The sequence below is a fragment of the Lujinxingia sediminis genome (assembly GCF_004005565.1).
Taxonomy (GTDB): domain Bacteria; phylum Myxococcota_A; class Bradymonadia; order Bradymonadales; family Bradymonadaceae; genus Lujinxingia; species Lujinxingia sediminis.
The window spans coordinates 664,594-683,169 of the sequence record NZ_SADD01000001.1; the positions used below are offsets into that span (position 1 = coordinate 664,594).

12 protein-coding genes are annotated in these 18,576 nt (G+C 62.4%); 8 read left to right on the plus strand and 4 right to left on the minus strand.

The annotated features are described in order from the left end of the window. Positions 1 to 71: 71 nt before the first annotated feature. From nuoL to EA187_RS02760, 3 genes are all read left to right on the plus strand, one after another. Positions 72 to 2,195 (plus strand): NADH-quinone oxidoreductase subunit L, encoded by a 2,124-nt coding sequence (gene nuoL / locus EA187_RS02750; RefSeq protein ID WP_127779091.1) that lies wholly within the window; start codon positions 72 to 74, stop codon positions 2,193 to 2,195. Positions 2,196 to 2,288: 93 nt separating this feature from the next. Continuing rightward, positions 2,289 to 4,106 carry a complex I subunit 4 family protein gene (locus EA187_RS02755; RefSeq protein WP_115603027.1) on the plus strand — a complete coding sequence of 606 codons (1,818 nt, stop codon included), beginning with the start codon at positions 2,289 to 2,291 and terminating at the stop codon, positions 4,104 to 4,106. A 63-nt stretch (positions 4,107 to 4,169) separates the two neighbouring features. Beyond that, complete coding sequence (locus EA187_RS02760) at positions 4,170 to 5,813, plus strand: NADH-quinone oxidoreductase subunit N (protein ID WP_115603026.1); 1,644 nt, start codon at positions 4,170 to 4,172, stop codon at positions 5,811 to 5,813. A 133-nt stretch (positions 5,814 to 5,946) separates the two neighbouring features. On the opposite strand, the gene EA187_RS02765 is transcribed toward EA187_RS02760, so the two are convergent. Then, positions 5,947 to 6,882, minus strand: a complete 936-nt coding sequence (locus EA187_RS02765; protein WP_127779092.1) for a double zinc ribbon and FHA domain-containing protein — start codon at positions 6,880 to 6,882, stop codon at positions 5,947 to 5,949. A 273-nt stretch (positions 6,883 to 7,155) separates the two neighbouring features. Between EA187_RS02765 and EA187_RS02770 the strand changes: the two genes are divergently transcribed. Next, positions 7,156 to 7,878, plus strand: a complete 723-nt coding sequence (locus EA187_RS02770; protein WP_241250172.1) for a tRNA 2-thiocytidine biosynthesis TtcA family protein — start codon at positions 7,156 to 7,158, stop codon at positions 7,876 to 7,878. Between the two features lie 68 nt (positions 7,879 to 7,946). Here EA187_RS02770 and EA187_RS02775 read toward each other — a convergent pair whose 3' ends face one another. Continuing rightward, a complete protein-coding gene (locus EA187_RS02775; RefSeq protein ID WP_127779093.1) occupies positions 7,947 to 10,736 on the minus strand; it encodes a DNA translocase FtsK in 2,790 nt (929 codons plus the stop codon). Between the two features lie 567 nt (positions 10,737 to 11,303). On the opposite strand from EA187_RS02775, the gene fusA reads away from it, so the two are divergent. The 3 genes from fusA to EA187_RS02790 all read left to right on the plus strand — a co-directional run bounded on the left by fusA (position 11,304) and on the right by EA187_RS02790 (position 15,238). Further along, positions 11,304 to 13,391 carry an elongation factor G gene (fusA, locus tag EA187_RS02780; protein ID WP_115603022.1) on the plus strand — a complete coding sequence of 696 codons (2,088 nt, stop codon included), beginning with the start codon at positions 11,304 to 11,306 and terminating at the stop codon, positions 13,389 to 13,391. A gap of 136 nt (positions 13,392 to 13,527) precedes the next feature. Then, positions 13,528 to 14,091: an NADPH-dependent FMN reductase gene (locus EA187_RS02785; RefSeq protein WP_115603021.1), complete on the plus strand. Its 564-nt coding sequence runs from the start codon at positions 13,528 to 13,530 to the stop codon at positions 14,089 to 14,091. Positions 14,092 to 14,110: 19 nt separating this feature from the next. Continuing rightward, the gene (locus EA187_RS02790) at positions 14,111 to 15,238 is read left to right on the plus strand and encodes a CNNM domain-containing protein (protein WP_115603020.1); all 1,128 of its coding nucleotides are present in this window, start codon (positions 14,111 to 14,113) and stop codon (positions 15,236 to 15,238) included. Between the two features lie 494 nt (positions 15,239 to 15,732). Here the strand turns inward: EA187_RS02790 and EA187_RS02795 are convergent, their stop codons facing one another. Further along, positions 15,733 to 16,974, minus strand: coding sequence for a porin family protein (locus EA187_RS02795; RefSeq protein ID WP_115603019.1), 1,242 nt, complete (start codon positions 16,972 to 16,974; stop codon positions 15,733 to 15,735). A gap of 444 nt (positions 16,975 to 17,418) precedes the next feature. Here EA187_RS02795 and EA187_RS02800 point away from each other — a divergent pair, with 444 nt between their 5' ends. Continuing rightward, the gene (locus EA187_RS02800) at positions 17,419 to 17,937 is read left to right on the plus strand and encodes a metallophosphoesterase family protein (protein ID WP_127779094.1); all 519 of its coding nucleotides are present in this window, start codon (positions 17,419 to 17,421) and stop codon (positions 17,935 to 17,937) included. 5 nt (positions 17,938 to 17,942) lie between these two features. Here the strand turns inward: EA187_RS02800 and EA187_RS02805 are convergent, their stop codons facing one another. Further along, positions 17,943 to 18,557 (minus strand): methyltransferase, encoded by a 615-nt coding sequence (locus tag EA187_RS02805; RefSeq protein ID WP_164855922.1) that lies wholly within the window; start codon positions 18,555 to 18,557, stop codon positions 17,943 to 17,945. Positions 18,558 to 18,576: the final 19 nt, after the last annotated feature.

The following is an 18,576-nucleotide window of genomic DNA, read 5'->3' on the forward strand; positions in this document are numbered from 1 at the left end:
GGGCAGCTCCCCTCGATGTGAATGCAGGGGAGGGCCGCAGGTGCGACTCCCTGGCGATAGAATAGGCGATCATGGAACCGCTTTACTCCGATAGTTTTTACTTCCTTGGCCTGATTGTGCTGATGCCTCTGCTCGGCGCGATCATCAACGGCCTTTTTGGCGCGAAGCTCCCCAAGAACCTGGTCAACTGGGTGGCCTGTGGGGCGATGGCGCTCTCCTTCGCGTTTGCGCTGGTGAGCTTCCAGGCTCTGGTGAATCAGGGCAATGGTGAGGAGGTGGGGCATCTAAGCTACACCGCCTTCCAGTGGATCTTCAGCGGCAGTCTCAGCGCGGAGATCGCGTTTCTCTTCGATCCCCTCTCGGCGGTGCTGGTGCTGATCATCACCGGCGTGGGTCTGCTGATTCACATCTACTCGACCGGCTACATGGCCGAGGACCCGTCGAAGTGGCGCTACTTCGCCTACCTCAACCTGTTTGTGTTTGCGATGCTGCTGCTTGCCCTGGGCAAGAACATGCTCGTGACCTTCATCGGTTGGGAAGGCGTGGGGATGGCCAGCTACCTGCTGATCGGATTCTGGTACAGCGACGCTGATAAGGCCGCCGCAGGTCAGAAGGCCTTTATCGTCAACCGTGTTGGCGACTTCTTCTTCCTGCTGGGGATGTTCATCCTCTTCTTCACCGCGGGCACCTGGGATTACCTGGAGCTCGAGCAGCTGGCCACGAACACGGCCACCGCCGCTGTTCTTTTGCCGGTCGCACTTCCGGTGGGCGTGCTGATCTTCCTGGGCTGCACCGGGAAGAGCGCGCAGATTCCTCTCTACGTCTGGCTTCCTGACGCGATGGCCGGCCCGACGCCTGTCAGCGCGCTGATTCACGCCGCGACCATGGTCACCGCCGGTGTGTTCTTGCTCTCGCGCATCAACTGGATCTTTACGCTCGACCCCAACCTGATGGCCATCGTCGCCGTGGTGGGGGCACTGACTGCGCTGATGGCCGCGACGATCGCGATCGTTCAGACCGACATCAAGAAGGTGCTGGCGTACTCCACCGTGTCGCAGCTGGGCTTTATGTTCATGGCCGTGGGCGTGGGCTCGTTCACCGCGGCGGTCTTCCACCTGATGACCCACGCCTTCTTCAAGGCGTTGCTCTTCCTTGCGGCCGGTAGCGTGATTCACGGCATGCACCACGAGCAGGACATGCGCAAGATGGGCGGGCTCAGAAAGTACATGCCCTGGACCCACGCCGCCTTCCTTATCGGGACGCTGGCGATCGCCGGGGTGCCTTTCTTTGCCGGCTTCTACTCCAAGGACTTCATCCTGTGGAGCGCACTCTCCAACGTGCATGTGCTCAACGTCGTCGGTGTGTTGGAGACGGCCCAGATGGAGATGTTCACCACCACGCTTGCTCCGGCGGTTGTGGCCGCCGATGGCCACGCGCTCGAAGTCCTCGGTGGTGCGCTCTTTATCAACTGGTTCGTCTTCATCGTCGGTGTTCTCACCGCCGGTCTGACCGCTTTCTACATGTTCCGCGCCTACTTCATGACCTTCCATGGTGAGTGCCGCGCCGACGAAGAAACCAAGAGCCACATCCACGAGTCGCCCTCGGCGATGCTGGTGGCGTTGCTGGTGCTGGCCTTCCTCTCGGTGGTCGGTGGCTACATCGGGTGGCCGCACTTTATCGCTGCGGCCTTCCCCGCAGGGCTCAAGGTCTACGCGCTGGGTCTGGAGAACTGGCTCTCCGAGGTCTTCGTCGTCTCCGATACCTACCGGGTGCTCGGCCGCTTCGGGGAGCATCCCTACCTGGCCGAGGGCCTGGCCGCAGCGACCAGCGTGATCGTTGCCGGCGCGGGCATTGGTCTGGCGTACTTGATGTACGTCAAGCGCACCGACCTTCCGGGCGTGATCTACGCTCGCGCGACCAAACTTCATTACGTGCTGTCCAACAAGTACTTCGTCGATGAGGGCTACTTCGCGGCATTTGTTCGCCCGACGCTGCTTATCGGTAAGGTGATGACCTGGTTCGATAAGAACATCATCGCCGGCCTGCTTGTGGGTGGTGCGGCCTTTATGACCCAGAACCTGGGTCGGATCTTGCGCAACCTGCAGAGCGGTAATGTGCAGCGCTATGCGACCTACATCAGCCTTGCGCTGGCGCTTGTCGTCCTGGCGATCTTCTACCCGGGCTGCCTCGCTTAAAGGCAGCAGACGTTGGGACGTTCGAGGTAACCCTTAAGGCGCGCGTGTCGCAGAGGTTGCAACACGCGTGAACCGAGCACTGGATTAGGACCGATGGTTCAATTGACGAACATCTTTGGTGCCCTGGTGGGCAACCCGCTTCTGGCACAGGCCGCCGCGGTCAGTGAGGGGGGCATCCCCTGGCTGACCTTGACGACCTTCGGGCCGCTTCTGGGGATTCTGGCGCTACTCTTGATCCCGCGCGAACAGGTGCAGGTGCTACGTAACGTGGCTCTGCTTACCTCGCTGGGGGTCTTCGCGGTGAGCATCGGCATTCTCGTGCTTTTCGACCCCTCGTTGCCGATGGCTGCTGGCGAAGCGTTTACCTTCCAGCTGACCGAAGGGCCCTACGAGTGGATTCCCTCGCTGGGGGTGAGCTACGCGCTGGGAGTTGATGGCTTCAGCTACTGGCTGGTCATGTTGACCACCTTCCTGATGCCCCTGGCGATCTGGTCGACCTACTCGTCGGTGCACGAGAACGTCAAAGAATACATGATCTGCCTGCTCTTCCTGGAGGTGGGGATGATCGGTGCGCTTGTCGCCACCGACGTCTTTCTCTTCTACATCTTCTGGGAAGTGATGCTCATCCCGATGTACTTCATCATCGGCGTGTGGGGTGGGGCGGATCGCGTGAAAGCGGCGGCGACCTTCTTCATCTACACGATGCTGGGCTCGATCCTGATGCTGCTGGCCATCATGTACGTCTACTTCCAGGCGGGCGTGCAGACCGGGACCTTCTCCTTCCTGTACACCGACATTCTGGCGGCGGACTTCAGCGCTACCGAGCAGTTCTGGCTCTTTGCGGCGTTCTTCCTGGCCTTTGCAATCAAGGTGCCTCTCTTCCCTTTCCACACCTGGCTGCCTCTCGCGCACGTTCAGGCTCCGACGGCTGGCTCCGTGATCCTGGCTGCGGTGATGCTGAAGATGGGGACCTACGGGATCCTCCGCTATGCCTTCCCGCTCTTCCCCGATGCGCTCAAGACCTTCGCGCCTTATATCGCGGTGCTCTCGGTCATCGGCATCATCTACGGGGCTATCGTGGCCCTGGTGCAGGATGATGTGAAGAAGCTCGTGGCCTATTCCTCGGTCAGCCACCTTGGTTTCTGTGTGCTGGGCCTGGTCGCCATGACCCCCCAGGGGATCAGCGGTGCGATGTATGTGATGCTCGCCCACGGTATCGCCACCGGCGGTCTCTTCCTGTGCGTGGGCGTGCTCTACGAGCGTCGTCACTCGCGCCAGATCGCCGACTTCGGCGGGGTGGCCAGCGTGATGCCGATGTTCGCGACCTTCTTCATGGTCATCACCTTCGCCTCGGCCGGTCTGCCCGGTCTTAACGGCTTCGTCGGTGAGTTCTTGAGCATCATGGGCACCTCACAAAGCCACTTCCTGTGGTTTGAGACCCCCTTTGGTTTCATCAAGCCGGAGAACGCCGGCTCGGGCTACGGGGTCTATGAACTCTCGGCGATGACCGACGTGGCGATTGGCTCGGCGCGTCAGGCCGGTCCGGAGATCACGGCCTTTATTTTCACCATCTTCGCGACCTCCGGCGTCATCCTGGGCGCGGCCTACCTGCTGTGGATGTTCAAGCGCGTTATGTTCGGCTCTGTCGTTCACGATGAGATCCGCACGATGCCGCGCCTGAGCGCTCGCGAGATTGGCGTGCTCGTGCCGATCGTCCTGATGGCCATCTTCATGGGCGTCTTCCCCAAGTACTTCCTGAGCCGGATGGACCCCTCGATTCACCAGTTTTTGACCTACATGGACCAGAACGTCACTGAGGCGAACACTGTGGTGGTTGAGCCTCTTGACCCGACCTGGGTTCCGCAGGGTTCGATGATCGACCTGGCCAAAGAGCGTCGTAACGAGCGCTGAGCGCGCGCGCCCGGACGTTAACTCGGCGTGCCTTTCTGCGCCGTAGCTGCTGAGACGGATGTAATGACCATGCAATTGCTCTCCACATTGAACACGCTCGCGATGCTCACACCGCCCCAGGGCGCGGAGTTCGCCGCGATCGTCCCCGGGATGATCGTCACGCTTGTGGCGCTGGCGTTTATTCTCATCGACGTCTTTCACCGCAAGGGGACGCCGCGCGACTACCTGGCCTACTTCTCGGTCATCGGTCTGAGCGTTGCCGCCGCGAGCAGCTGGTATCTGTGGGACGGCACCCTGGAGGCACCGACCTTCTTCGGGATGCTCTACCTCGATCGCTTCGCGCTCTTTTTCAGCGCGCTGGCCTGTGTGAGCGGAGCGCTGGCGATTCTCTGCTCGCCGGCGGTGCTTCGAAGCCACCGCATGGATCGTGGAGAATACTACCTTCTGGTGCTCTTCAGCGTGGCGGGCATGATCTTTATGGCGGGCTCGGCGGATCTGCTCAGCCTCTTTATCGCCTTTGAGATCATGTCGATCCCGATCTACGTGCTGGCCGGCTTCCTGCGTGAAGATTCGCGCAGCGCCGAAGCCTCCATGAAGTATTTTGTGCTGGGTGCCTTCTCCGCCGCGCTGATGCTTTACGGTATCGCGTTGATCTACGGTGCTACCGGTACGACCAACCTCGAGATGATCGCCCAGAACCTCTACTACCTCGAAGGTGGAGAAGGGCAGCACGCGGGCTTTGGCCTGGCGATGTTGGGTGTGCTCCTGATCTTCAGCGGTTTTGCGTTTAAGGTCGCGGCGGTACCCTTCCACATCTGGACGCCGGACGTTTACACCGGTAGCCCTACGCCGGTGGTGGGATTCATGGCGACGGCGGTCAAGGCGATCGCGTTCGCCGGTCTGCTGCGCGTCTTTGTTGTCGCGTTCCCCCTCGACGTGCTGCGCGGCGGTTTCTTCGGCTATGGCTGGATTGACATCGCTTTTGCGCTCGCTGCCTTGTCGATGGTGCTGGGCAACGTGGTGGCGCTTGTGCAGAACAACGTCAAGCGCATGCTCGCGTACTCTTCGATCGCTCATGCGGGGTATTTGCTGCTCGGTTTTACGGCGGCCAACGCCCATCCGCGCTTCTTCCTGCACAACGACGCCATCCTCTTTTATCTGGTGGCGTACACCTTCGGCACGATTGGCTCCTTTGCGGTGCTTTCCTACTTCAGCCGTCGCGGCGAGTCGGTAGAAACCTTTGAAGACCTGGGTCAGCTGGGCATCAAGTACCCGATGATGGGTCTTGTGATGGGCATCAGCATCTTCTCGGCAGCCGGCATCCCTCCGACCGCGGGTTTCCTGGGTAAGTTCTACATCTTCCGCTCGGCGATCGATGTGGGCATGCAGACCGATGAGTTCTCCTTCATTGGCCTGGCCATCCTGGGCGTGCTCAGCAGTGTGGCCGGTGTGTATTACTACCTGAAGGTGCTCATCTACATGTACATGAAGCCTGAGAAGCGCGTCTTCCGCCCGCTGGAGCACACCGGTCCGAAGGTGGCGATGGTGGTTTGCGCTGCGATGACTCTCTACCTTGGCCTCTTCCCGGCGCGTGCCATTGAGATCACGCAGGAGTCGATTCTCGACTTCCAGGGCGTCTCGTCGGCGGTTCAGGCCACGATCGACCTTGGTCAGCAAGCGCTGGAAGCCCGGCAGGCCGCCGAATAAGGCACTGGCGATAGACCTCAACGGCATGCTCCGGCGTGCCGGTTGAGCGACCGAGTTACAAGACCACAGAAAAGCCCCGGTGCCGTCAGGCTCCGGGGCTTTTTTTATCTCTCAGCGTTGGCGAACAGGCCTCTTAGATCGCCGGTAGGGAAAAGCGCAGCGCGAGCTTCTCGCCGAGGACAAGCGTATCGCCTTCATGAAGACGGCGGCGATCGCCCGGCTCCAGAAGCTCGTCGTTGTACTGGGTGCCCGAGGCTGCCAGATTGCAGACGATGTAGTTCTTGTTCTGGCGATACACCGCCACCTGGCGACGCGCGATTGCTTGACCGGCGTGCTCGCTCAGGTCGATATGCGGGGTGTGGTCGGCGTCCGCATCGGCGCGGCCGACGACCAGTGCGTCGAGCTCTACGGCGTAGGTTTCCAGCGCCTTCTGGTCGCGGTAGAGGGTGAGCAGGGCAGGCTCCTCAAAGGGGCCGGGAACTGGCAGAGGTTGAACCTCGGGGCGCTCGCGCGGTGTGGTGCGCTGCGGCTGAGGTTTCGCCGCAGGCGTTCGCTCGACCTCGACGCCCGGCTCACCGGCCAGCATATCCGGGACGTCGCTCAGATCGTCGTCAGTCCCTGCAAAGGCCGGGGCTTCGTCGGCGTCGAGCGGATCGACGTCGATCGTTCCAAACTCGGCGATTTCCTCGGACTCCCCATCGACGGCGGCTTCCACGGCGATTTCGGGGTAGTCGAACTCCCCACCGGCCGGAGGCGGGGGCGGGGTGTCGTCGGAGACGTCGCTGACTTCTACGAGGTCGTAACCCTCGGCATCCAGTTCCAGCGCCCCATCGTCGTAGTCCGCCTCGGCGTCGAGGGGCTCAACCGGGATCTCGGCGAACTCGACATCGTCATCATCGGCAACTTCAGCGTGCGGGACGTCTGCCTCGTCCACCGCGTCATCGATGGCAAAGGGATCGTCTTCAGCAGCCGGCACCGCGGCGCTGAGGTCGGCGCCGCAGCTCTCGCAGTACGCCTCACCGGCGTAATGGGCAGTCTGACATTGGGGGCAGATGATGGCGTCGGACATGGTCTCCTCCAGGGATGGTTCCAGACGTTGGGTGCGGCCGAGAAACGGCCTCGCTTCGCGCAGTCTACTCTACGATCGGTCCGCGCGCCTAGGCCTGTGCAGGACGGCGTGGAAGTGCGGTGCTGTGGACCTTGCACACCGGCGCGCAGCCGGTAGAATTCGCCGCCAAATCAACCCGCGACCTGCGTGTTGCCAAACCTGCACCCTGAGAGCCCCACCATGAGCGCTGCGCCCTTTGAAACCCCTGAGCCACCCCGCGTGAGCCGCCCGGTGATGAAACTTGTCGAGCGCGCTGTGCGCGACTTCTCACTGGTGGAGGCGGGCGACCACGTGGCTGTGGGGATCTCCGGGGGCAAAGATTCGCTTCTGCTCGCCGCAGCAATGCTGGAGCTGGCGGCGCGCGAGGATATGGGCTTTGAGGTCACGCTGATTCACCTCGATCAGAACCAGCCCGGCTTTGACCGCGAGGGCCTCAACGCGGCGATGGCGCGCCTGGGAGCTTCGCTTGAGGTCATCGATCGCGATACCCACTCGGTGGTTCAGAAGATGCTCAAGCCCGGACAGATCCCCTGTGCGATCTGCGGGCGGATGCGCCGTGGCATTCTCAATGCGTACTGCGCGGAGCGCGGGTTTACGAAGCTGGCGATGGGCCATCATCTCGATGATGCTGTGGAGACTTATTTTTTGAACCTCCTCTTCGGCAGTCGCCTCGATCCGCTGAAGCCTGCGACGCCGGCGTCGACGCACCCGGTCACCACGATTCGGCCTTTGATTCTGGTCGAAGAGCGCAAGATTGAAGCCTGGGTCGATGAGGTTGGGCTTCAGCCGGTGGCCTGTCCGGTATGCGACAGCTTTCCGCAGTCGAGCCGCCGCGACGTTAAGACCTTCTGGCAGGGCTTCTCGGAGCTCGCGCACCGCGATGTCTACGCCTCGGTGCGCGAGGCGCTCTACGGCGACCCGACAACCTTTGCAGGTGCGGGCGTCGAAAAGAGCTGAACGAAAAAACGCCGCGATTCGCGGCGTTTTTTCGTTGGAGTCGTCATGAAACCTGAGGGCAGGGCAGCTCAATAAGGCGACTGGTCGACCAGCACCTCGCGCGGCTTATAGCCATCGGACTCGCCCACGATGCCCTCGATCTCCATGATGTCGACCATGCGGGCAGCGCGGTTGTACCCGACGCGCAACTTGCGCTGGAGCATCGAGATGGACGCCTGCTTTGACTCGACCACCAGGCGTACAGCCTCCTCGTAGAACTCATCTTTATCTTCGTCGGCCACCGCGCTCTCATCGTCCTGACCATCGTCGGCCAGGATGGACTCATCGTAGTTGGGTTCGCCCTGGACTTTGAGGAACTCAACCATCTTGTCGATCTCCTTCTCGGAGACGTAAGCGCCGTGGGTACGCTGCAGAAAGCTCGTGCCCGGGGGCACGAAGAGCATATCGCCGTTACCCAGCAGGTTCTCGGCGCCGTTGGCGTCGAGGATAACCCGGCTGTCGGTCTTGCTGGTCACGCGCAAGGCCAGACGGGTGGGGAAGTTGGCCTTGATAAGCCCGGTGATGACGTCGGTAGAGGGGCGCTGGGTGGCGAGGATGAGGTGGATGCCCGCCGCGCGAGCCTTCTGGGCGAGGCGCGCAACGGCCGTCTCCACGTCTTTGGAGGCGGTCATCATCAGGTCGGCAAACTCGTCGATGATCACGATGATAAAGGGCAGGTGTTTGTGCTCCGGGTCGCCCTTATGGTCGATGCCCAGGGAGCGCAACGCCTCGGAGTCTTCCAACCCGTTGAGCTGGTCGAGCTCGGCCTGCTTGGTGAGCTTTTTGATCTTGTCGTTGTAGCCGGTGACGTTGCGCACGCCCATATCGGCCAGCGCCTGGTAGCGACGCTCCATCTCCTGAACGGTCCAGTTGAGCGCGACGGTGGCCTGCTTCGGATCGGTCACAACCGGCAGCAGAAGATGGGGGATGTCCGCATAGATGCTGAACTCGAGCATCTTCGGATCGACCATGATCATGCGCACATCGTCGGGGGTGTGCTTGTAGAGCAGGCTGCAGACCATGGTGTTGACGGCGACCGATTTACCGGCGCCGGTGGCACCGGCGACGAGCAGGTGAGGCATCTTGGCCAGGTCGGCGATGACCGGTCCGCCTTCGGTATCTTTGCCCAGGGCCAGGGGCAGCTGCATCTTCTTGTTATCGGCAAAGGCCTCATCGGCAATGATTTCCTTGAGGTAGACCATCTCGCGCGAGGGGTTGGGTACCTCAATGCCGACGACGCCCTTGCCGGGAATGGGCGCGACGATACGAACGCTGTGGGCGGCCAGAGCCATGGCCAGATCATCGGAGAGGTTTGCGATCTTCGAGAGCTTGACGCCCGGGGCCGGGCTGAACTCAAACATCGTGATGACCGGGCCGGGGCAGATCTCCACCACCGTGCCTTCGACCTTGAAGTCGGCCAGGGTCTTCTCGATCTGGGCGGCCATATCGCGCAGAGCGTCGGAGTCGACGGCGACTTCTTCGCCGCGATCGAAGTTCAAAAACGAGATGGGAGGCAGCTCGTAGTTGCCCTTCTTCTGCGGCTTGAAGAGCAGGCCACCCTCGGCGTCGCTCTCCAGCATCTGCTGGCGCTCGCGGGCCTTGCGGGTGGCCTCGCTCTCAACGATCTGCGGGCCGAAGTCGCCTTTGACCGGCGCGCTCGCCTCGCGCTCGGAGCGCATGTCGATGACCTGGGTGTCGCTGACCTCGATGGCTTCTTCGGAGGGCCCAGCCTCATCAAGCCCGGCGATCGGAATGGGTTCGGCTTTGATATCGGCGTCGGTCGCGAGCTCGCCGATTTCCCAGCCCTCATCGTCGGGGATGGGGTTTGAGGGGGCCTTCTTCGTGTCGTCGCTCTTTTTGCTCTTCTTCTCGGGGGCATTCTTCGCCGGAGTGTCGACGCTGGCGTCGACCGAGGAGACCGGAGCGTCGTCGCCGGCGAGCTCGGCGTTGCGCAGGCGCGGGCCAAAGAGTCGGGCCAGCCGGCCGGCAACTTTGCGCTCGACCTCGTCGTCGAGGCTCTCTTCAAAGTCGTAGCCGCGCGTGGTTTTGCCCAGGACGGCGCGCTCGGCCTCAAGGCGGGCTTCCTCGGCGATGGTGAGTTCCTCGCCGGCGAGCAGGCGGTCGCGCTCCTCCTGGTAGCGTTGTTTGAACTCGCGGCGCACCGCGCGGCGATGGCGCATCCAGGCGGTGAACCGGTGGATGTGCGCGGCGAACCAGCGGGCGACCGCCCCGGGGCTCAGGTCGGTCACGAGCACCGCTCCGATCAGAAACGCGCTTCCCGCCAGAATGGCCGTGCCCACCGTGCCGACCGCACCGCGCATCAACTCGCCGCCAAAGGCGCCAATCCAGCCGCCGGGCTCATGGCCGAGCACCAGATAGCCGCTCAGCGCCAGGTGCCCGAGCACCGTGCCTGAGAGCACGAAGAGAAGTTGCCCGATGATTTCGCCCGGGCGCGCCTCAATCTCGCGACCGAGCAGCATGGAGATGCCGAAGTACCAGAGCAGGGCGTTGAGGAAGAAGGCCCCCAGCCCGAAGATCGTCAGCAGCACATCGCCCACCCACACGCCCACCGGGCCGATCAGGTTGGTCGGTGGCGCCTCGCCGCGGATGAGGTCGGCCGGGTTGAAGCTGGCGATGGAGAGCAAGAGCACCAGGGCCAGTGCCAGGAGCACCACCCCGCTGAGTTCACGCTGCAGCGCAAATGAAGTGCCGTTGACCCGGGGGGCCGCTTTGGCCTTGCTGCTGGTGGTCTTGCTGCTCGAGGAGCGAGCGGTCGATTTTTTCTTTGAGGATGAGGATGCAGCGCTCTTGGCCGCCATGACTGCCCTCCGTGGCAATGCATTGGGGTCGCAAGGCTTGCGTGTGCGCCGCGAGGGGCTGTCGAGTAGCGCGCTTCCGTGCGCGTGACTCGCGCCCCCATCAACCCGGGGCGAGCAAGTCTGCGAGACGATTCCTCCGGCAACCTACCACGGCCATTGGCGCCTGCAAATTTTCAATGGGGTCGTGACCGGGGCAGGCCGTGGTAGAAAAGAGCCGGTTGAGGAGCGTTTCGGGAAGAAGTCTGTGGTGGGGCACGTTGAGGGGGGCGTCGCGGAGAGGGGAGTGGGGCTTGAAATTTCGCGCAGAGCCGCTATAGAGTCCGCCGGCGCTCGTGGGAGCGACGCAGGCGCCGCGTCGTTTTCGCAGAGTACAACGGTGAGATACTCACGCTGGTGAGGGCCTCGCCACTGCCTCCTGCCCGGGAGGTGGCTTCGTATGCCGTATCCCGAACATCGTCGGGGCGTGGCAAAAAACTTCGTCAACCGACGTGACAGACGCTCCGAAATGGGGTAGGCGCTACGCGCAAATCGCGCTAGCCCCTCGTCTCAACATAACCGAGTAGGATTATGGACCTGAACAAACTTCGTAACATCGGGATCTCCGCCCACATCGACTCCGGCAAGACGACGCTCACCGAGCGTATTCTTTACTACACCGGTACCATCCACCAGTTCCACGACGTCCGCGGTAAGGACGGCGTCGGGGCCAAGATGGACAACATGGATCTGGAGCGCGAAAAAGGCATCACGATCCAGTCGGCGGCCACCTACTGCAAGTGGGGCGAGAACGCCATCAACATCATCGACACCCCGGGCCACGTCGACTTCACCATCGAAGTTGAGCGTGCTCTGCGTGTTCTTGACGGCGCCATCCTGGTCCTGTGCTCGGTTGCCGGCGTTCAGTCGCAGTCGATCACCGTTGACCGTCAGATGCGCCGCTACAGCGTTCCGCGCATGGCGTTCATCAACAAGTGCGACCGCTCCGGTGCCAACCCCTTTGCGGTGACCGAGCAGCTTCGTGAACAGCTCAAGCACAACGCCGTGCTCATGCAGTACCCCCTGGGTCTTGAAGACAAGCACGTCGGCGCGGTCGATCTGCTTACCCGCAAGGCGCACTACTTCGAAGGCGACGGTGGCGAAATCATCCGCACCGAAGATTGCCCCGAAGACATCAAGGATGAGGTCGAGAAGTACCGCGCCAAGCTCGTTGAGGCGGTGGCCGACCTTGATGACGAAGTCGCCATGGCCTACCTCGAAGGTGAGCCTGTGACCGCCGAGATGCTGATCCCGGCCATTCGCAAGGCGACGATCTCGCGTTCGATGACCCCGGTGTTCATGGGCTCGGCCTACAAGAACAAGGGTGTTCAGCTTCTGCTCGACGCCGTCGTCAGCTACCTGCCCAGCCCGCTGGAGATGAGCTACGACGCGCTGGCGATGGACGAAGAAGAGAGCAAGGTTGAGCTTCTTCCGGTCGACGACAAGCCCCTTGTCATGCTCGCGTTCAAACTGGAAGACGGGCGCTACGGTCAGCTGACCTACTGCCGCATCTACCAGGGCCGCCTCAATAAGGGCGACTTCATCTACAACATGAGCAACCAGAACAAGCATAAGGTCGGTCGTCTGGTGCGCATGCACTCCGATGAGATGCACGACATCGACACGGCGACCGCCGGCGACATCGTGGCGCTCTTCGGCATCGACTGCGCCTCGGGTGATACCTTCACCGACGGCGACCTCGAAGTGACGATGACCTCGATTCACGTGCCCGACCCGGTCATCACCTTCGCCGTCGAGCCCAAGAAGAAGGACGGTCTTCAGAACTTCTCCAAGGCGCTCAACCGCTTCTCCAAGGAAGACCCCACCTTCCGCGTCTCGCGTGACGAGGAGAGTGGCCAGACCATCATCGGTGGTATGGGCGAGCTTCACCTGGAGGTTTACATCGAGCGTATTCGCCGTGAGTACGGCGTCGACGTGGAAGTGGGCCAGCCGCAGGTTGCCTACCGCGAGACGATCACCGTGCAGGCCGACTTCGACTACACCCACAAGAAGCAGACCGGTGGTTCGGGTCAGTACGCTCGCGTGGTGGGTTGGCTTGCGCCCTCCGATGAGGGTGAGCACTACCAGTTCATCAACAACATCACCGGTGGTGTGATCCCCAAAGAGTACCAGCCCTCCTGTGATAAGGGCTTCCAGGACCAGATGGACGAAGGTGGTCTCATCGGCTTCCCGGTGGTCAACGTCAAGGCGGCGATCGTCGACGGTAACTCCCACGCGGTTGACTCCTCCGATATGGCCTTCCGTCTGGCGGCTCGTGCGGCCTTCCGCGACGCGTACAAGCGTGCCAACCCGGTCATTCTCGAGCCGATCATGAAGGTTGAGGTCGAGAGCCCCGAGGAGTTCAGCGGTTCGGTGCTCGGTGGTCTGAACAAGCGCCGCGGCATGATCACTGGCTCGCGTACCCGCCAGGGCTACGCGGTGGTGATGGCGGACGTTCCGCTCAGCGAGATGTTCGGCTACTCCAACGACCTGCGCAGCGCGACCCAGGGCAAGGCCGAGTTCTCCATGGAGTTCGCCAAGTATGCGCCGGTGCCCCGCTCGGTTCAGGAAGAGCTGATCAAGGAGTACCAGGCCAAGCGTGCGGCTGAGAACAGCTGAGCAAGATGGGCTTGAGTTCTGAGCAATAAGAGGCGGCGCTCCCCGGATTGCATCCGGGGAGCGCTGCTTTTTTTATGCGCGCGTCTCGCGCGTGACCCTTCTCTCTTGGAGCGCCTTCGGGCCTCAGAGGTCGACGATGACTGTCAAGATCATGGGTTTTGCCGCATCCCTGCGGCAGAACTCGCAAAACGGAAAACTCTTCGATGTGGCTGCGGACCTGCTCGACGCGATGGAGGGCGTGGAGGTGGACCGACGCAGCTTCGCCGAGTTTGAGATGCCCCTCTACAACCAGGACCTTCAGGAGGGCGGCTTCCCTGAGGGGACCGAGCGTATGAAAGCGGCGGTGGAAGCTGCCGATGCGCTCATTCTGGTGACACCGGAGTACAACTACTCGATCCCGGGAAACCTCAAGAATGCGCTGGACTGGCTCTCGCGCTACCGTCCCGGGCCGCTTCGTGATAAGCCCTTGCTTCTGATGAGTGCGTCTCCTTCGATGATCGGCGGCAACCGCGGTCTGTGGCAGACCCGTATCCCGCTGGAGGCGATGGGAGCGGTGGTCTCACCGCAGATGTTCGGGCTTTCGATGGCCCACCAGGCGTTTGAGGATGATGGCAGCCTCAAAAACGCTGAATTGCATGAGCAGCTCGATGGTTTGCTCGCTGAATTCGTTGAATTTGCCAGAGCGTTAACGCGCCGTTGAGCGCGAGGACGATAAGTCGATGACATTGCTGATCATTTATGCGCTTTTTGCGCTCGGGACGTCCTTTCTGTGTTCGCTGCTGGAGTCGGTGCTCCTGAGCGTCACTCCTTCCTACGTCGCGGCGCTTCGCAACGAGGGGCAGCCCATCGGCGAGCTCTTGCACCGGCTCAAGAGCGACGTGGATCGGCCGCTGGCGGCCATTTTGAGCGTGAACACCATCGCCCATACCGTCGGTGCGGTGGGCGTCGGTGCGGAAGCCACCAAGATCTGGGGCGAGGGGTATGTCGGGGTGGTCTCGGCGGTGATGACCCTGGCGATTCTCTTTTTGACCGAGATCATTCCGAAGACCGTCGGCGCAAACTACTGGCGAGGCTTGAGTGCTCCGGTCGCGCGTATGCTGCCGGTGTTGATCTTCATCAGCTACCCGCTGGTGGTGGTCTCCCAGCTGCTGATGAAGCTGCTCTCCTCCAAAGAGGCGCAGCCTCAGCTGAGCCGCGAGGAGATGAGCGCGATGACCGAGATCGGTGTGCAGGAGGGGGTGGTTGATATCGGGGAGTCGATTCTTCTGCAGAACGTGCTGCGCGTCGGGGCGTTGCGGGTGCGCGATATCATGACCCCGCGCACGGTGCTCCTGGCCGTGGAGCAGGATACCGCCATTGGCGAGTTTTTTGAGGCGCATCCCAACCCGGTGTTTTCGCGCATCCCGATTTACCGCGAGAAGGCCGATGAGATTGTCGGCTACGTCTTGAAAGGTGACCTTCTGCTGGATCTGGCGCGCGATCACGAAACCCGCAAACTTGTGGAGCATCGTCGCGACATCAAGTTTGTGCCGGAGCACCTCTCGGTGCGCGAGCTTTTTGAGCTCTTTGTGGCCGAGCAGCACCATATCGCCGTGGTGGTCGACGAGTACGGCGGCATCGCCGGGCTGGTGACCATGGAGGATGTGGTGGAGACGCTGCTGGGCCTGGAGATCGTCGACGAGTCGGATGTCGAGCAGGATATGCGCGATATGGCGCGCAAGCAGTGGCTGCGTCGCGCCAGGCGCATGGGTATTTCGACCGAGCAGTTTGAAAGCGTGACGGGCCAGGCCAGCGATGATGCGTCGCCGAGCACCGAGAAGGATGTGAGCGCTCACGAGGAGAAATGAGCGTCGCGTTCCTGTTGAGATAGCCCCCCGAGTCTGCGCTCGTGGATCGAAGGCCCTGCTGGCTCCCTGGTGAGCCGCAGGGTCTTTTTTTATGCGACGCGACGACCCTGGCTCTGGAGTCGATGAGCGCCCGTGGGGTAAGGCATGAGCCTGAGAGGCAGCACGTCGGGGTGACGAAGGGGGCCTGAAGGGCGTGAGGTAGGCTTCGTGACGATGACGAAGGGTCGCTATTACCCATAAGGGGGTATTCGTAGCGGTGACGAAGGGGGCCTGAAGGGCGTGAGAAGGGCTTCGTGACGTCGACGAAAGGCCACGTTTGTCCGTAAGAGGGTATTCGTAGCGGTGACGAAGGGGGGCCTGAAGGCATGAGGCGGGCTTTGTCGCGTTGACGCGGGAACAAAAACGCCCCGGCCGCGAGAGCGGCCGGGGCGTCTGTGGCTTCAGGTCAGGAGCAGGAGCTCGCTAAGCGAGGGCCTGCTCCCGCCGGGTGTGGCTTAGAAGCGGTAACCCGCGGCCACCGAGGTGAACATGCCACCGCCGGCGCCACCGAGGAAGTCGGGGCCGTTGGTGATGAAGCCGGCCTGGAAGGCGCCGTCGAGGGTGAAGTCACCCAGCTCGATGCCGAGGCCAGCGCGCCAGCCGAAGTCGCTGGTGCGCACGTTGGCGGTTTCGGTGTCACGCACGTTGTTGCCGGCGTTGGGGTCACGCTCGAAGGAGTTCGTCGCACCGATGAAGGTGTACTGAGCGCCGGTGCGGAAGTAGAGCCAGTCGAGGAGCTGGATGTCCGCGGCGACATGCAGACCCGGGGTCAGGTAGGTGGTGAGACGCTGGCTGTCGAAGTCGGCGTCGGTGTCGGGGTCGGTGCCTTCGGTGGCCACACCGAAGAGGGCGTAACCGGCCAGGGTGGTGTTTTCTTTGACTTCAAAGACCGGACCGACGCCGGCCATGATGCCGAAGGCGCTGGCGCTGGCTTCGTTGCTGGAGGTCTCGTTGCCGTTGGCGTCGTAGGTGCGACCGGTGGCGCCTTCGCTCTCGAAGGTCACGTCGCCGAGGATGCCCAGGCTGGTGCGATCATCCATCGGGACGAAGGCGCGGGCGGTGGCGCCGATGGCCAGGCGAGAGTGGTCGATGACGTCGTCGCCACCATTGATCTGGTTGCCGGAGTTGAACTGAATGTTCAGGCCGGTGTCCACGCGGGTATCGCCCATCATGGAGTAGCCCAGGGTCAGGCCCACAAAGTTGTGGGTCTGAGCGTCGACGACGTCTTCGGCATCAACGTTGCGCTGCCCACCGTTGCCCACCGAGAGGCGCGCACCGGCGGAGCCAGCGCCCAGGTCGAAGCCGGCGAAGAGATCCACAATGGTGTGGGGCTGAGGGCTGATCGGCGCCAGCGGGTTGCCGATATTACCCAGGTTGGGGTGGCCCAGGTTGTAAGGGTAGCTCTGCGCGCTGAAGAGATCCCCGCGGTAGATGCCCAGACCGAAGACCATCGCGTCGTTGCCGATCAGCGCCAGGCCGGAGCCCGAGTTCTGCGAGCCACCGTACTCCAGGCTGAGCAGGTTGTTGTACTCGGTGGAGGTCTGGGGGAAGAGGTAGACGTCGTTCTTGTCGAGGATCAGACGGTTCTGGCCGAGGCTGGCGCGACGGGCGGCGTCGGCCTCCGGCACAAGGGTCAGGGTCATGGCGCCAGCGGCGGCCAGGGTGAACATCCATCGCAGTTGCGTATTCATCTTCATGTACAGCTCCGTGTTTGCGACGCCGTGAGTGGCGTCCATCCAAAGCGGCCGGCAGCCGTGCCGGCCAACGATTCAAACGGTGATACAGTGACGACTAAACTTCTGCATGGTAGTACGCCGGGAGCAGGCGTTAAGGCCGTGTCTGCTGCGTGGAGAGCGCCTGTGGCGAGGTTGGCGTGCCGCGAGAATGCCTGTGCATGGTGCGCATTGTGTGGCCTGCGCGGGCATTCTCATCATCGCTTCCATCGACATCACCTTCTGCTCATGGGTACTTCAACGTACATCTCATCCCGCGAATCGCGAGTTTTGTGGGGTCGGGTTTTCTCGGGTGTGAGACGGCGCCATCGTGCACACGTCATCGGGGCGGTGCAAGATGTTTTTTAGACACGTCGCGTCGTGACGGGCCAGTCATTTCAAGGGTTTACGAGTCTTTACGAGGGTGTGATGGGACGAACAAGCGTAGGGCTGGTCTCAGATACGCACGGCTGGCTGGACGAAAAAGTCTGCGAGGTATTCAAAGACGTTGCGCATATTGTGCACGCCGGCGATATCGGACAAGAGGCGGTGATACATCGCCTGGAGGAGGTGGCGCCGGTCACGGTGGTGCGGGGCAATATCGACGGTGGCGAGCTGCGTTTTTATCCCCTGGAGGCCAGCGTGATGGTCGCCAGCAAGAAGATCAGCGCGCTTCATATCGCGGGCTCGCCCAAACGCCCCCGGCCAGCGGCGCGGGAGCTGATCTCAAGGCTGAGGCCCGATGTGCTGGTGGTCGGGCACAGCCATATCCCGGTGGTGGGCAAGGTGGGGCCGACGCTCTGGATCAACCCCGGGGCTGCGGGGCGAGTGGGCTTTCATACGGAGCGCTACGCGGCGATTCTGCATATCGAGGACGATGGCAGCTTTGCGATGGACCGCGTGCTGCTGGGGCCGCGTAGCGCGTCGCTGGAGAAGGGCGATCGCTGAGGCGATTACGCGCGCTCAAAGATACCCAGCCACTCCATATCTTCGCGTCCGGGATGACTCAAACTCGGGGGTACGGGTTCGAGTCGACGAGTTTTGAAGTTCGCGGCGACGAGCGCCTCGACGCCGGCGGGGCGGAGGGGAAAGGGCGGGCCGTTGGCCATGCGTTCGGCCTCGCGCTGCGGGTCATCCTCGAGCACCGGGAAGATCAGCGTGGCGAGCAGGCCGCCCGGCGCGATGAGGGCGGCCATGCGCTCGGCCCAGCGGGGGCGAAGCGTGGGGTCGATGGCGCAGAGGAAGGTGTAATCCCATACGAGATCGAAGGGGGCGTGCAGATCGTCTTCGAAGAAGTCGCCGACCTGGTAGGGGGCGCGCTCCTCGGAGAGGTTCGCCACGTCGCGAAGCTCAAAGAAGCGCTTGCGGGCCGTCGGCGCGAGATCCAGGCCGCGGGCCTCCTGGAAGGTGCTGGCAAGGGTGATCACGTCATAGCCCGCGCCGCATCCCGGGACCAGCGCTCGCTCTCCCCGAAACTCGCCGCGTCTTACCAGATGTTGGAGAAGTGGCGAGGATTGGCCGGCATCCCAGCCGGTGCGTCCCTCGCGCCAGGCGTCTTCCCATGACATACGAATCCTTGAGTGAATG